At 44.3% G+C, this 15532-nt stretch carries 13 protein-coding genes and 2 tRNA genes; 3 read left to right on the top strand and 12 right to left on the bottom strand.

The window, feature by feature from the left end; genetic code table 11:
• Nucleotides 1–19: 19 nt before the first annotated feature.
• The 10 genes from oxc to gap all read right to left on the bottom strand — a co-directional run bounded on the left by oxc (nucleotide 20) and on the right by gap (nucleotide 12790).
• Nucleotides 20–1720: an oxalyl-CoA decarboxylase gene (gene oxc / locus NFR43_RS05850; protein WP_251547389.1), complete on the bottom strand. Its 1701-nt coding sequence runs from the start codon at nucleotides 1718–1720 to the stop codon at nucleotides 20–22.
• Between the two features lie 182 nt (nucleotides 1721–1902).
• Entirely contained in the window at nucleotides 1903–2376 is a 474-nt protein-coding gene (gene smpB, locus NFR43_RS05855; protein ID WP_251547391.1) for an SsrA-binding protein SmpB, read from the bottom strand.
• 19 nt (nucleotides 2377–2395) lie between these two features.
• Nucleotides 2396–4741 carry a ribonuclease R gene (gene rnr / locus NFR43_RS05860; protein WP_251547393.1) on the bottom strand — a complete coding sequence of 782 codons (2346 nt, stop codon included), beginning with the start codon at nucleotides 4739–4741 and terminating at the stop codon, nucleotides 2396–2398.
• An 87-nt stretch (nucleotides 4742–4828) separates the two neighbouring features.
• Nucleotides 4829–5068, bottom strand: coding sequence for a preprotein translocase subunit SecG (gene secG / locus NFR43_RS05865; RefSeq protein WP_251547395.1), 240 nt, complete (start codon nucleotides 5066–5068; stop codon nucleotides 4829–4831).
• A 50-nt stretch (nucleotides 5069–5118) separates the two neighbouring features.
• Nucleotides 5119–6678, bottom strand: coding sequence for a ClC family H(+)/Cl(-) exchange transporter (locus NFR43_RS05870; RefSeq protein WP_251547398.1), 1560 nt, complete (start codon nucleotides 6676–6678; stop codon nucleotides 5119–5121).
• A gap of 43 nt (nucleotides 6679–6721) precedes the next feature.
• Nucleotides 6722–8113, bottom strand: a complete 1392-nt coding sequence (locus NFR43_RS05875) for an amino acid permease (protein ID WP_251547400.1) — start codon at nucleotides 8111–8113, stop codon at nucleotides 6722–6724.
• Nucleotides 8114–8252: 139 nt separating this feature from the next.
• Entirely contained in the window at nucleotides 8253–9575 is a 1323-nt protein-coding gene (gene eno / locus NFR43_RS05880; protein ID WP_251547402.1) for a phosphopyruvate hydratase, read from the bottom strand.
• 89 nt (nucleotides 9576–9664) lie between these two features.
• A complete protein-coding gene (tpiA, locus tag NFR43_RS05885; RefSeq protein ID WP_251547404.1) occupies nucleotides 9665–10414 on the bottom strand; it encodes a triose-phosphate isomerase in 750 nt (249 codons plus the stop codon).
• A 78-nt stretch (nucleotides 10415–10492) separates the two neighbouring features.
• On the bottom strand, nucleotides 10493–11701 hold the full coding sequence (locus NFR43_RS05890; protein WP_251547406.1) for a phosphoglycerate kinase: 1209 nt from the start codon (nucleotides 11699–11701) through the stop codon (nucleotides 10493–10495).
• A gap of 75 nt (nucleotides 11702–11776) precedes the next feature.
• Nucleotides 11777–12790: a type I glyceraldehyde-3-phosphate dehydrogenase gene (gap, locus tag NFR43_RS05895; RefSeq protein ID WP_251547408.1), complete on the bottom strand. Its 1014-nt coding sequence runs from the start codon at nucleotides 12788–12790 to the stop codon at nucleotides 11777–11779.
• A 221-nt stretch (nucleotides 12791–13011) separates the two neighbouring features.
• Here gap and NFR43_RS05900 point away from each other — a divergent pair.
• Both NFR43_RS05900 and NFR43_RS05905 read left to right on the top strand, forming a co-directional pair.
• A tRNA-Arg gene (locus tag NFR43_RS05900) sits at nucleotides 13012–13083 on the top strand.
• Nucleotides 13084–13089: 6 nt separating this feature from the next.
• A tRNA-Leu gene (locus NFR43_RS05905) sits at nucleotides 13090–13173 on the top strand.
• Nucleotides 13174–13277: 104 nt separating this feature from the next.
• Here the strand turns inward: NFR43_RS05905 and NFR43_RS08515 are convergent.
• On the bottom strand, nucleotides 13278–13409 hold the full coding sequence (locus tag NFR43_RS08515) for a hypothetical protein (RefSeq protein WP_006916985.1): 132 nt from the start codon (nucleotides 13407–13409) through the stop codon (nucleotides 13278–13280).
• 502 nt (nucleotides 13410–13911) lie between these two features.
• Here NFR43_RS08515 and clpP point away from each other — a divergent pair.
• Nucleotides 13912–14532, top strand: a complete 621-nt coding sequence (gene clpP / locus NFR43_RS05910) for an ATP-dependent Clp endopeptidase proteolytic subunit ClpP (RefSeq protein ID WP_275087105.1) — start codon at nucleotides 13912–13914, stop codon at nucleotides 14530–14532.
• Nucleotides 14533–14585: 53 nt separating this feature from the next.
• Here clpP and whiA read toward each other — a convergent pair whose 3' ends face one another.
• Entirely contained in the window at nucleotides 14586–15518 is a 933-nt protein-coding gene (gene whiA / locus NFR43_RS05915) for a DNA-binding protein WhiA (RefSeq protein WP_251547412.1), read from the bottom strand.
• Between the last annotated feature and the right edge of the window lie 14 nt (nucleotides 15519–15532).

The raw sequence follows: 15532 nt of genomic DNA on the forward strand, positions 1-15532 counted from the left end.
ATGTTCCCTCCAATTCAGATTATTGTTTCAAGTTTAACTTTGGATTGAGGTTACCAATGTGTCCAGATTCCTTCCCCATTGAAGGATCGATTTGGACATTGATAATGTTTGGCCGACCAGATTCTACAGCCTTGGCAAAGGTGTCCTTCATTTCTTGATAGTTCTTAACGAAGTAACTATCACCTTGGAAAGCCTTGGAGATCAATTCATAATGGGCATTTGGATCCAGCTTGGTTGGACCAGGTTGGTTAGGAACTTCTGAATCAGTCCCGTTATAAATCCCACCATTGTTAACAATGACAACCGTAATTGGCAGGTTGTAACGGCAAATGGTTTCCATTTCCATTCCATCAAAACCAAAGGCACTGTCACCTTCGAGGGCAACAACCGACTTCCCAGTAGTAGCTGCTGTTGCAATGGCGTAACCAAGGCCGACTCCCATGACACCCCACGTACCAGTATCAATCCGGTGACGTGGCAGCTTCATATCAATCATGTTCCGACCAATGTCAAGGGTGTTAGCTCCTTCACTGACCAGGTAAGTATCAGGGTGTTGTAAGAAGTATTCCTTGATTGGTTCAATGGCACCGTAGTACCCAAACTTAGGGTTAGTTTCACCCTTAGCAATCCGTTGGGCAAACTTTTCGTCGTTTTCGGCAGTCTTAGCCGCAATTTGTTTCAACCAGTCAGCGTCAGTATGGTAACCAGCTGACTTCAGGGCTGGCACTAACTTGGTCAATGTTGATAACAGATCCCCTTGCAAAGGAGCGCTAATCTTTTGGTTGGAGTCAAATTCCGTTGCATCGATGTCTAATTGGACAAACTTGGCATCCGGGTTAAAGGTTGGTGCTGCCCCGTGTGACAACATCCAATTCAGTCGCGCCCCAATCAAGATCACGACGTCAGCATTCTTCAAAGAGAGTGAACGCGCAGCGGCAGCGGAGTGAGAATCTTCATCACTTACGACCCCTTTAGCCATGGACATTGGCAAAAATGGAATTTCCGTGCTGGAGACCAAATTTTGAACTAATTCTTCAGTGCGGGCATAGGCAGCACCCTTGCCTAAGATGATCAATGGCTTCTGAGCACCACTGATCACTTTCACTGCGCGATCAATCGCTTCATCGCTTGGGAATTGTTGTGGCGCAGGATCGATCACTGAGTAGATGCCGGTATCATCCTTGCTATCGAACGTCACAGTTTGACCAATCGCATCCGCAGGAAGGTCGAGATAAACACCACCAGGGCGGCCAGAAACAGCTGTCCGCACCGCACGAGCGACAGCTAAGCCCATATCTTCTGCCCGGTCAACCCGGTAAGCCTTTTTACAGAATGGCTTTGCAACGTTGTATTGATCAAGCCCTTCATAGTCACCCTGGTCAAGGTCAATAATGTGACGATCTGAGGACCCCGAAATCATAATCAATGGGAAGCAATTCTTCGTTGCTTGTGCCAATGCTGTCAAACCATTCAAAAATCCTGGCGCAGAAACGGTTAAGCCAACCCCTGGCTTTCCCGTCAAGTACCCAGTCGCTGCTGCTGCATTGACAGCAGAATCTTCACGACGGAAGCCATAATACTTCATCCCGCGCAATTCAGCTAACCGTGCGAAATCAGTCACCGGAATTCCGACAACACCATACATCTTATCAATGCCATTTTTTTGCAAAGCTGCGATTAACAAATCGGCGCCACTTTGTACAAATGAACCATCATCCATTCTAGATCTCCCTCCATCCATATAAAACAATTCACTTTCGATGCATCGAATAGTCATCCGTATATACACAACCAAGATACTGTCAAATCTATGACAAATCAACAAAAATGTTGAATTATTTTGGACACAAAAAGGCTTATATATCAACGGAGAATTCGTTAATATATAAGCCTTGAATGGAATTAATAATGTTTCATCACGCGTTCAATTTGCCGTTCTTGCTCGCGTTTCTTGATGTCATTTCGTTTATCATACTCATGTTTACCCTTGGCCAGGCCAAGCAAGACCTTGGCAAAGCCATGTTTAAGGTAAACCTTCAGTGGAATCAGGGTAACCCCCTTCACACTCATTTCCCCACGTAATTTTTTGAGTTCCTTTTTGTGAAGGAGTAGTTTCCGATTCCGCAATGGGTCATGATTGAAAATATTACCATTACTATATTCACTAATGTGAACGTTCATCAACCACAGTTCCCCATTGTGAAATTGGGCATACCCATCTTTCAAATTAATCCGGCGCGCCCGCACTGATTTAATTTCCGTTCCGGTCAAAACGATGCCTGCTTCGTAGGTTGCCATCACGGAATAATCGTGCCGCGCTTTTTTATTTTGTGCCACTACGTTATCGTTGGATAACGTGTGTCGTTTTTTGGCCATCTAATCACCTCGTTTACTATTAGTGACGCTTCCGATGTCCCCGTTGATCACCACCGTGACGCGTTTGGCCACGATTAATTTGGCGGTTGTTACGGTGGCCATTTTCCCGATTACCGTGATTTTCGTGACGATTGTGGCCGTGACTTCGACCATGACCACGATGATGATTACCATGCCGACCATGGTCGCGCCCCGTACGCAACTTCGTCACTGGAGCATCTTCAGGATTTACCAACTCAAAGTCTACTTCACGCTGGTCTTTATCAACCCTCAATAACTTCACTTTCACTGGCTGTCCGATCCGGAAAATGTGGTGGTTACTGCGCCCCACTAAGGCCATTTGTTTCTCAATGTATTCATAGTAGTCATCATTCATTGCACTAATGTGGATTAAGCCTTCCACGGTGTTCGGCAACTCAACGAAGAGGCCAAATTTCATCACGGAACTAACCACCGCTTCAAAGGTTTCCCCAACGTGATCTTCCATGTATTCGGCTTTTTTCATACTGTCAACGTCACGTTCGGTGTCAATTCCCCGTCGTTCGGTAACTGACGTATGTTCCGCAATTTCTGGTAAACGATCGCGGTATTTCGCCTTCGCTTCTTCCTTCGTTCCATGTTCACGATACCACTTAATCAAGCGGTGAACAGTTGTATCAGGATACCGCCGAATTGGTGAAGTAAAGTGCGTATAGTATTGGGCCCCTAAGCCAAAGTGACCGACTTCTTCATCAGAATACTTGGCTTGCTGCATGCTCCGTAACATCATGACCTGAACCATTTCCTCTTCGGGGGTCCCGGCCACTTGTTTCAACACCCGTTGAAGCATCATCGGTTTAACGTTATTGAGGTCCCCCTTCATATCAATACCAAGAACACTCAGGAAATCAGCGAAGTCCTTGATACGGTCACCATCTGGTTTTTCGTGAATCCGGTATAGGAATGGTACGTGCAGGTGGTCAAAATGTTCAGCGACCGTTTCGTTAGCAGCCAGCATAAAGGATTCAATCATCCGTTCTGATAAGCCCCGTTCACGAAGTTGAATATCGGTCGGGTGCCCAGTCTCATCAACAATGATTTTGGCCTCTGGTGCTTCAAAGTCAATGGCCCCACGACGATGCCGATGTTTCAGTAGGATCCGGTGCAGCTCAGCCATCGTTTCAAACATTGGGACCAATTCACGGTATTGGTCCTTCGTCTTTTGGTCGTCGGCTTCCAAAATCTTGTTCACGGCTTTGTAAGTCATCCGGGCGTGCGACTTAATCACACTAGGGAAAATATCGTGTTTTAAGATATTCCCCTGCTCGTCAATTTCCATTTCGCAAGACATGGCCAGCCGTTCCTCGTTCGGATTCAATGAGCAAATTCCGTTAGATAGCCGCCGCGGCAGCATTGGGATGACCCGGTCCGTCAAGTAAACTGAAGTGCCCCGCTTAAACGCTTCTTCATCCAATGGAGTCCCTGGTTGAACATAATGACTAACATCCGCAATGTGAACACCTAAGTGGTAATGGCCATTATCCATCTTCCAGGCAACAACGGCGTCATCCAAGTCCTTCGATTCAATACTATCGATGGTCACTAAAGGTTGCTTGGTTAAGTCCTTGCGCCCCTTCTTTTCTTCTGGCAGGACTTCTAACGGAATTTGATTTGCCTGGTCCATTGCTTCCTTAGGAAATTCGTGCGGAACGTCGTGGGCATAGACAACGGAGAGAATATCAACCCCGGGTTCGTTCTTGTCACCAACAACCTCCGTAACCGCCCCAGTCATCACTTCGGGAGCTTCATCACTTGGGTAGCTGGCAATCGTGGCCGTCACAATTTCACCATCTTGCGGGTGTAACCCTTGATCAGATACATAAAATTTGAGGTGACCGAGTTTCTTATCCTTTAAGATGATTTCACCAATGTAATTGCCCATGGTCAAGTTCTTAAATTCACCGACGACGTGGTCATAGTGATGATCAAGAATTTCTGCGACGGCCCCTTCTGGACCTTGATCTGAGCGGGGATCACCAGCCCGTAAAATTTTCACTTGGACTTCGTCACCAGAAAGTGCGTGTTTAGTATGATCTGGGTTTATATAGATATCCGGCATACTGTCATCATATGCGACAAACCCAAAGCCCTTACTATTACCATGAAAAATCCCAGTAATTAATTGTTGCTGTGGTACCAGCTTAAATTCGCCCCGGTCAGTAACCTCAACCTTTTTTTCACGTTCCAATTGCGCTAAGGCCTGAACAATTGGCGTAAAATCTTCGGCGGCGGTCATATCCAATTTCCGAGCGATTTTTTCAGCTGACAGACTAATCGTTGGATTGGCCTGTAAGTCTTCTAAAATTTTCGCCTTTAATTCTGTCATGATTTTCCTTTCTATCTCAGTAAAAAATTAAAATAAAAGGGCTGCGAAACAACCGTCGTCATTTCTCAGCCTCTCCTGTGTTTTTCTTTAATGTGCCGAAACGTAAACTAACGCTAATGCCAAGATAAAGAATAGCGCACCAACGATCGTGGTTACGATTTGCATTACTGCTTCAAAGCCACGTGCTTTTCGACGTGAAAATAGGTCGCCAGCGCCACCCGTTAAGGCTGACATGGCATCATTATCATTCTTGGCTGGCTGCATCATAACACATGCGATCAAAACGACGCAGTCAATTAAGAAGAGGGTCATTAACATGTTTTGCAAGGTTCTTCCTCCTAATTTCCCACTATATAACTATTTAATGATAACATACTTTAATGTTCTTGACTAGGGCGAGCATGGTGGGCCGCCTGATTAATTAAATGCTGGTTTTCTAAATGATGATGACCAGTTAATTGAATCACTAAGGTATCACCAACCTGCAATTTGGTTTGCCCGCGGGGGACTAATTCTTCCTCACCCCGATAAATTGCCAGCACCAAACTCCCTTTTGGCCATACAAAGTCTTTAATCAGTTTTCCATCTAAAGTTGCCCCGGCAAAAATGGAGACCGTCATCTGGGTCATTCCACTGAGTTCTTTCCGTGGACGGCGGTGAATAAAGTTGTTGAACATGGCCATGTACACCGGCAAACCACCAAGGACATCGTTGACGACGTATGCTGCAACTGCCACCACCGCTAATGGCATTAAATGGGTCATTGAGCCCACCATTTCGGTGATCAGCAAAATCGCCGTAAATGGTGCCTTAGAAATGCAGGCAAAGTAACCAGCCATTGCATAAATGATGTAATTGCCTAAATAAGCTTTCGACACCAGCCCAAGTGAAATTAAAGTTGCACAGTAGCAAGCACCAATCACTGCTCCTAACGTCAAAATTGGTAAAAAGATCCCCCCGGGAATTTCTGAACCATAGCTAATCATGGAGAAGACAAACCGGAGTAATAAAATCCCAAATAAGAACGGAATGGACAGGGACAAATGTGGTAAAGAAACAATTAAATTATTGCCCCCACCTAACGTTACCGGCCAATACCACGCAATTGGGATAACTAACAAAAACGGGACCACTGGATACCAAGCCGGTTTTAACCAAGTCACTTTCCGGCTCCACGTCCCCAACCGTAAAATCGTGTATTGGTAAACCCGCCCCAAAATACCGAGGATTATTCCCAAAATGAGCAGGTGGATATACTGGTTAGCAGGAAACAACACTTGGTGCGGAAGGTCTAAGTCAGGACGTAACCCGAAAAACGTCATTGAAACCCCATTCGCACAAACTGCGCTAATAAAGACCGACAACCAGACTAGCGGTGAAAAGTTATGGTAAACCTCTTCTAAAATAAACATTGAACTCGCAATCGGTGCGTTAAATGCTGCTGATAGACCCGCAGCAGCTCCCGATGCAATTCCGACCCGGCGCTCAATCTTCGTCACGTGATTATGCTCTGCTAAGCCTTGGCCAATGGTGGCACCGAGTTGAATGGAAGGCCCTTCCCGGCCTAAAAAGAGTCCTGAACCAATGCCAAAGATCCCACCAACAAATTTACGCCACAGGACCGGCCACCATTGTTCATCGAATTGACCAGTCAACTGGCCCTCAACCTGGGGAATCCCAGAACCTTTGATGTTCGGGTTCTTTTGTGACATTCGCCCCAACAAAAGAGCAATCACTACCGAGCCAACTGCCCAGGGAACTAACCACCATGGATGATGATGAAAGTATTGAAAACAGGCAATCACGCCGGATAATGCTGACTGGATCAATAAGCGAAAGACACTTACTAATAATCCGGTCACAATCCCGATCACGATTGCCCGTCCAATTTGTCGAATATTACTAAAATTTAATTTTCCAAAATGTAATCTAGTCACAATCGCCACTCCAAAATATCAGTTATTTTAGAGTTTACCACAATTAACCTTGACTTGCCTGTTGCTCATTCCGGTGACGGAAAATGTAGACCAGCGTGGCAATGATCAAAACAGCTGCTCCCACGATCACCGAAACTCTGGTATCGGGGTTGATAAACATAAAAATGACGATGATGATTAACATCAAAAATGCGAAGTAATTAGAGAGTGGATACAACGGTAAAGTAAATGGGTGGTCCTTCATCAAGTCAGGATTGTTGTGCCGGAACTTTAATTCCGCCAACAGAATCACAAACCACGGCACCATTCCTGGTAAGACGGAAGAACTGAAGACGACCACAAAGAGATCAGACGTCGACTTACTGTAGACAGAGGCAATCATGTCAATAATGAACCCAATTAAGATCCCACCGGAAATTCCCAGAATAGCGGCATCCGGAACAATCCGCTTGGAAAGTCGACCGAAGATTTTTGGTGCGTCCCCTTCGTGAGACAACTTAAAAAGCATCCGACTGGAGCTGTAAATCCCGGAGTTGGCCCCTGATAAAGCCGCCGTCAACACAACAAAGTTGATAATGGAAGCCGCAGCCGTAATACCAACCTTCGCAAAGGTAGAAACAAATGGTGAGCCCACCGCACTTAGTTTATTCCATGGATAAATCGTCACAATCACAAAGATCGCGCCAACATAGAAAATCAAGATCCGAAGTAAAACCGATTTGACGGACTTAATGATTGCTTGTTGCGGGTTGGCCACTTCCCCTGCTGAAATTCCTAAGAGTTCGATTCCTTCGTAAGAACCAACGATAATGGACATGGAAAAGAAGAAGCCTTTGACACCACCGGTAAAGAAGCCACCGTGCGCCCATAAATTTGACAGACCGGTTGGGTGGCCACCATTACCGAAGCCAAAGAAAATCACCATGAAGCCCAAAATGATCATTAAGATGATCGTGATCACCTTGATCATGGCAAACCAGAATTCTAGAGAACCATAGGCCTTCGCACTCGCCAGGTTGGCTAATACCAAGAAAATAATAATTACGATCCCGGCGATCCAGGTATGCATATGCGGCCACCAATACTGCAGATATTCAGTAGCCGCAACCACTTCAGACATTCCTACCACGATATATTCAAAAACATTCGCCCACTTGGCTAAATAACCAGCCAATGGGTGAACATATTCCGTGGCATAATCCGCAAAGGATCCCGTCCCCGGATTGATATAAATCATTTCTCCCAAGGCCCGCATCACAATATATAAGATCACCCCAACAAAGGCGTACGCGAGTAATACGGATGGCCCCGTCCATTTAATGGTGGAAGTTGATCCCATGAAGAGCCCAACCCCAATCGCGCCACCAAGGGAGATCATTTCCATTTGTCCGGCCGTCATCGTCCGTGACAATTCTGGAGCATCATTCTTTGCCATTACCCCAATCACTCCTTTAAACAATTTCTGGAGCTATTATAAAGAAGCCTAAATAAAAAATCAATGAGAAAATCTTAGATATTTTTCATAAAAAAAGACCCGACCGAAGTCGAGTCTTTTTAAAGCGAATCGTTAGACATTAACGGTTTTCAATGTCTAACTTAGCTTGTTCACTTAAGTTGTAGAATGAACGAATTCCCTTGTATTGAGCAACGTCACCAAGGTTATCTTCAATCCGCATTAATTGGTTGTACTTAGCAAGACGGTCAGTCCGGCTCATCGAACCAGTCTTGATTTGTCCAGCATTCGTAGCAACAACTAAGTCAGCAATGGTCGTGTCTTCAGTTTCACCAGAACGATGGGAAACGATGGCAGTGTAACCAGCTTCCTTAGCCATTTCGATCGCTTCAACAGTTTCAGTCAAAGTACCGATTTGGTTCAACTTGATCAGGATGGAGTTAGCTGCGCCCATCTTGATCCCCTTAGCAAGGTAGTCAGTGTTAGTAACAAAGAAATCGTCACCAACTAATTGAACCTTCTTACCAAGCTTCTTGGTAATGGTTACCCAGTCATCCCAGTTGTTTTCATCAATTGGGTCTTCAACAGATACAACTGGGTACTTAGCGATGATCCCAGAAAGGTAATCAATCCATTCTTCAGTGGTGTATTCTTCACCAGTGGACCAACGAAGCTTGTACTTCTTGTCGTCATCATTCCATAATTCTGAAGCAGCAACGTCAAAGGCAATCGCTACATCCTTACCTGGCTTGTAACCAGCATCCTTGATCGCCTTGATCAAAAATTCAAATGGTTCTTCGTTGTTTGCAAAGTCAGGAGCAAATCCACCTTCGTCACCAACGGAGGTAACCTTACCAGCATCTTCCAAAGCCTTCTTCAAAGCGTGGAAAGTTTCGGAACCCATCCGGATTGCTTCACGAACAGTTGGTGCACCAACTGGCATGATCATGAATTCTTGGAAGTCAACCTTGTTATCAGAGTGGGCCCCACCGTTGATAACGTTCATCATTGGTGTTGGCATCACGTGGGCATTGAAACCACCAAGGTAGTTGTAAAGAGGTACTTGTAATTCATCAGCAGCAGCCCGAGCAGCAGCTAATGAAACGGCTAAGATAGCGTTAGCACCTAACTTACCCTTGTTAGGAGTACCATCTAACTTGATCATTGCCTTATCAATCGCAATTTGATCAGTAACTTCCATCCCAACGATTTCCTTAGCGATGACGTTGTTAACATTAGCAACGGCCTTTAAAACGCCCTTGCCACCGAAACGGTTCTTGTCGCCATCACGAAGTTCAACGGCTTCGTGTTCACCAGTAGAAGCTCCTGATGGAACGATTCCACGGCCAACACCACCGGCTTCAGTATAAACTTCGGCTTCAACAGTTGGATTACCACGTGAGTCAAGGACTTCACGAGCATAAATATCTGTAATAAGTGACATATTGATTCTCTCCTCCAGAATAAATTGGAAAGCTTTATGCTTACGCTCTCCATTGTATTATTTTGCACATCTTAAAACAAGTAAAAATCCTAGTGGTTAACTAAATTTAAGAAGGTATCGGGATCTAAACTAGCCCCACCAGCTAAAACACCGTCAATGTCTTCACTCGCCATTAACCGGTTAATGTTACTAGTGTTGACACTACCTCCATAAAGGATCCGCACGTTGTCAGCAATCTCATCACCATACATATCCGCAATCGTCTGCCTGATCAGGTAACAACCTTCTTCAGCTTGTGCTGGATCCATGCTTTCGCCAGTTCCAATCGCCCAACTTGGTTCATAGGCAATCGTAACTTTTTCAACGTCTGCCGCTTTCAAGTCATGTAAATCCGCCAGGATCCGGCTGACGACCCAGTGAACCTTCTTACCGGCAACCCGTCGCCCCATGGTGTCGTCACAACATACAATTGGGCACAGGCCCGCTGCTAAGGCCGCATGAACCTTCAAATTGATCATCTGGTCATTTTCATTAAACAAGCGCCGTCGTTCGGAATGGCCTAAAATGACGTGATGAATATTTGCGCTATAGAGGGTGGTTGGGCTGGTTTCACCAGTATACGCCCCAGCATCTTTATAATAACAATTTTCCGCAGCAATTTTTAATGGAGAACCTTGTGCTGCTTTGACCATTGGTACTAAGGCAATGGTGGGCGCTGCCAAGACCGTTTCTTGAACACTGGGGTCCGGCAGATGATCCTTAATTTGGTTGACAAAATCAACCGCTTCCTCCACCGTCTTATTCATTTTCCAGTTTCCAGCAACAATTGGTGACCTCATGAACTAAATCCTCCTTATTAATTAAACACAAAAGGAGGCAAAAGTAACAAAATGGCTACTCCTACCTCCCGATCAATCTTACTTATCTGAAATTGCGTCAATTCCAGGAAGAACTTTACCTTCAAGGTAAGTCAATGATGCCCCACCACCAGTAGAAATGTGGCTTAATTGATCAGCAATTCCTAATTGCTTTGCAGCAGCGGTCGAATCACCACCACCAACGATCGTCGTCGCATCATCTAAGCCGGCTAAGAACTTACCAATGGCCAAGGTTCCCTTAGCAAAGTTTGGCATTTCAAAGACACCCATTGGGCCGTTCCAAACCACCGTCTTAGCGTCCTTCAAGACATTTTCAAATTCTTCAATTGACTTTGGACCGATGTCTAAGCCCATCCAGCCATCAGGAATGTCACCTTCGACAACCTTAGTATTAGCGTCATTCTTGAATGCATCAGCAATGACACTGTCAACAGGCAAGACTAACTTGTCCCCAGCCTTTTCCATAATGTCCTTGGCAACGTCAATCTTGTCCTTTTCAACAAGGGAGTTACCAATCTTAATGCCCTTAGCGGCAAAGAAGGTGTAGGCCATCCCACCACCAATGATGATCTTGTCAGCCTTGTCTAACAAGTGGTCAATCACACCGATCTTGTCAGAGACCTTGGCACCACCAAGGATAGCAACGAATGGACGAACTGGGTTATCAACAGCATTCCCCAAGAACTTGATTTCCTTTTCCATTAAGAAACCAACACCAGACTTACCGTCACCAATGTTTTGGGCAATGCCGACGTTGGAAGCGTGTTTCCGGTGAGCGGTCCCAAAGGCATCGTTGATGTAAACATCACCTAATGAAGCCCAGTACTTGCCCAATTCAGGATCATTGCCAGATTCACGTTTAACGTATTCGCCGTCCTTAACGTCTTCGTAACGGGTGTTTTGAACCATCAAAACATCACCATCTTGCATCTTGTCAATTGCATCTTCGAGTTGTTGACCTTCAGTAACGGGTACGAAGGTGACTGGCTTGTTCAATAAGTTGGAAAGCCGTTCAGCAACTGGGCGCATGGAGAGACCTGGCTTGTCTTCTTCCTTCTTGATCCGGCCAAGGTGTGAGAACAAAATCGCCTTCCCGTTGTGGTCAATAACGTACTTGATCGTTGGTAATGCAGCCACGATCCGGTTGTCATCACCAACTACGCCATCTTTAATTGGCACGTTAAAGTCAACACGCATTAAAACTTTTTTGCCTTCTAAAGGAAGGTCTTCAACAGTCATTTTTGCCATCATTAATTCCCCTTTTCTGTCAAAAAGGTGGGCGGAGTTTCCTCCTCCCACCTTCATTTAGTACGTTAGTTTTGCTTACAGAGTAGCAAAGTGAAGCAAAGTACGGATCATGTTGGAAGTGAAACCGTATTCGTTGTCGTACCAAGCAACAGTCTTAACTAATTGTGAACCATCGTCACCTTCCATAATTTCAGTTTGGGAAGGATCAAATACGGAACCGTAAGTTGAACCGATGATATCAGTTGAAACAATTTCGTCTTCAGTGTAACCAAAGGCATCGTTACCTTCAGTAGCCTTCTTCATAGCGGCGTTAACTTCGTCAACGGTAACCTTCTTGTCCAAGATGGAAACAAGTTCAGTTAATGAACCGTCAACAACACCAACACGTTGTGCGTGACCAGAAAGCTTACCGTTCAATTCTGGGATAACTAAACCGATGGCCTTAGCAGCACCACTTGAGTGAGGAATGGTGTTCGTGCTTGCAGTACGGTTGTTACGCATCTTCTTACCACGTGGGCCATCAAGGATAGCTTGAGTAGAAGTGAAGGCGTGGATAGTAGTCATAGTACCAACTTTGATACCGAAGTTCTTGTTAAGGAAGTAAGCCATTGGTGCAAGACATGAAGTAGTACATGAACCTGCAGAAACGATCTTGTCGTCCTTCTTTAAAGTATCAAGGTTAACACCAGGAACAACTGTTGGGATGTTACCAGCAGGGGCAGAAATCAGAACCCGCTTAGCACCAGCGTCCAAGTGAGCTTGTGACTTTTCAGCTGAAGTGTAGAAGCCAGTACATTCAAGTACAAAGTCAACACCATCATTCTTAACCCAAGGAATGTTCCGTGCGTCACGTTCAGCGTAAACTGGGTATTCCTTACCATCAACAACGATACCAGTGTCGGTAGCAGAAACTTCACCAGGGAACTTACCATGAGTAGAGTCGTACTTCAAAAGGTAAGCTAACATTGCAGGAGTAGTCAAATCGTTGATGGCTACAACTTCAATATCCTTAGCACCTAATTCGTGAATACGACGGAATGCTAAACGACCGATACGGCCAAAACCATTAATACCAATCTTTACAGTCATACTGCAAATTCCTCCTTTAGGAAAACATATAATTAAATGTACGTTTATTATTTTAACACTGAAAATCAGAATGTACAGATGAAAAATTTACATACATTTACTGTAACAGCAATCTTTACCGATAATTAGCACTTTGTCCATTAAACTGCTATTTGCGAAAGTATTTTCAAAAAGGTATTGCAATTTTAATTTTAATTCGATAAAATACTATTTGTTGTTAAGCGCCCTTAGTGTAATGGATCGCACGTGAGATTCCGGTTCTCGAGATCAGGGTTCGACTCCCTGGGGGCGCATTACATGCCCAAGTGGCGGAATTGGCAGACGCGCAACGTTCAGGTCGTTGTATGGTTTTCCATGTACAGGTTCGAATCCTGCCTTGGGCATAAAATCAGCTCGGTAAGCATTGCTTTACCGAGCTTTTTATTTTGCTTTCCCACAACTAAAAAAGCGCTACAGGAAAATCCTGTAACGCTCTCCGTATAGACGATTACTTTTCGTCAGCTGGCTTTTCCTTAGCCCACTTACGAATTTCTTCAATCTTCTTTTCCTTGAGTGCCCGCTTGTACTTAGGAGCAACTGGACGACGGCCTTGTACGCCATGTGGATGTGCTTTACGCATGTCAATATGCCTCCTTTATATCTATCGTTAATAATCAACATTCCGATTATAACTAAATGTGAGGCAAATCGCAACCTTTCCAAACCACTGGACACTGAAATTATCGGTTTTTTCGATTAGACCAGTCTTGGAAAACGTTTGTCAAAACTGTAATGATAAAGTTATTGATACCTATACCAATTTAGGATATGATGTACACTGTTAAATGATATAGGTATTTAAAAAGATTAACCAATTAAAACACTCAATAATTAATGGAGGATTATGATGTCCAAACAAGAATTACAATTCAAATTATTTGAAGTTAAACCGGATCAAGACCGGAATCAATTAGACGCTGAATGCGCAGATCTTGAACTCGATCTGATTGCTGAAAGCTTAGATTAAAGTATTATAACGAAGAAATCAAAAAACTTGGTTTCTTCGTTATTTTTTTGTAATATCATTTGACCTTTCTTGACCTATAGAGTAAAATACAAGCATGCATTAGCAATTAAAGCTAATAAGTGCTAAAAGGAGGCCACAATTTATGAATTTAGTTCCTACCGTCATTGAGCAGTCATCCCGTGGTGAACGTGCTTATGACATTTACTCACGGCTTCTTAAGGACCGGATTATTATGCTTTCTGGTCCGATTGAAGACGACATGGCTAACTCAATCGTTGCGCAATTACTATTCTTAGACGCGCAAGACTCAACGAAAGATATTTACCTTTACATTAATTCTCCTGGTGGTGTGGTTACCTCTGGGATGGCAATCTACGATACAATGAACTTTATCAAGGCTGATGTGCAAACCATCGTCATTGGAATGGCCGCATCCATGGCCAGCGTTCTAGTATCATCAGGTGCCAAGGGTAAGCGATTTGGCTTACCTCACTCACAAGTCTTGATTCACCAACCTTCTGGTGGTGCACAAGGCCAACAAACTGAAATCGAAATTGCTGCTACTGAAATTTTGAAGACGCGGAAGATGATCAACGAAATTTTAGCTGACAATTCCGGTCAACCAATTGAAAAGATTAATCAGGACACCGAACGGGACCACTACCTGACTGCTCAAGAAGCGGTTGATTATGGTCTGCTTGATGGCATCATGGAAAACAAGCCTAAAGCTGATTAATCATTAATATTAAAAAGCGTTGCTAGTGGAAAAATTCCACTAGCAACGCTTTTTTATGCGCCCGTCCGGATTTTTTCAGCATACGCGTTTAATTTCCGGAGTCGATGATTAACTCCAGATTTCGAAATCGGTCCGCCAGGTACTAAGGTGCCCAATTCCTTTAAACTCACTTCGGGGTGCGATAACCTCGTCAAAGCGATTTCGCGTAATTTATCTGGCAGGTTATTTAAACCAACATGCCGATCGATAAATTGAATATTTTCAACTTGTTTATTGGCGGCATTCGCCACCTTATCCATATTGGCATTTTCACAATTAACTAACCGGTTCACCGAATTACGCATATCCCGCACAATTCGAATATTTTCAAATTCGAGCATGCTATTAGTAGCGCCAATTAATTGCAGAAAATCCGCAATTTTTTCGGCTTCTTTTAAGTAGACGATAAAGCCACTACGTCTGGCCGTCGTTCGCGCATTTAAATGAAAATGATTAATCATTTCCGCCACCATTTCATTGTGCTCTTCATAGAGAGAATAAATTTCTAAATGGTAACGCGACGTTTCCGGATTATTAACCGAGCCGCCCGCAAGAAAAGCTCCCCGTAAGTATGATTGGACCATCAGGTCATTTTTCAAGAGTTCCATTGGCACCCGCTCTTTAATGTGAAAGCCATCTAGAATCCCAAGTTCACTTAGCAGTTCTTTAACATGGTATTGCAAACGTACGACGTAGGTATTATTCTTTTTTAACTTCATTTTCCGTCGGACAACAATATCGGCTTCAACATCAAAGAATTCTTTCAGTAACGAGTAAATCCGTCGTGCAATTGCCGGGCTTTCCGTTTGGACACTCAGCACCATCTGTTGATTAGCAATGCCGAGCGCGCCGTTCATCCGGATCAACGCCATTAATTCCGCCTTGGCATTGTCTTTATGAACCTGGAGCCCGGTCAGTTCTTTTTTAACTTGACTGGCATAGGACATCCAATCACCCTTTC

Origin of the sequence: Limosilactobacillus caecicola (assembly GCF_943192935.1) — a bacterium.
GTDB classification, from domain to species: Bacteria; Bacillota; Bacilli; order Lactobacillales; family Lactobacillaceae; genus Limosilactobacillus; species Limosilactobacillus caecicola.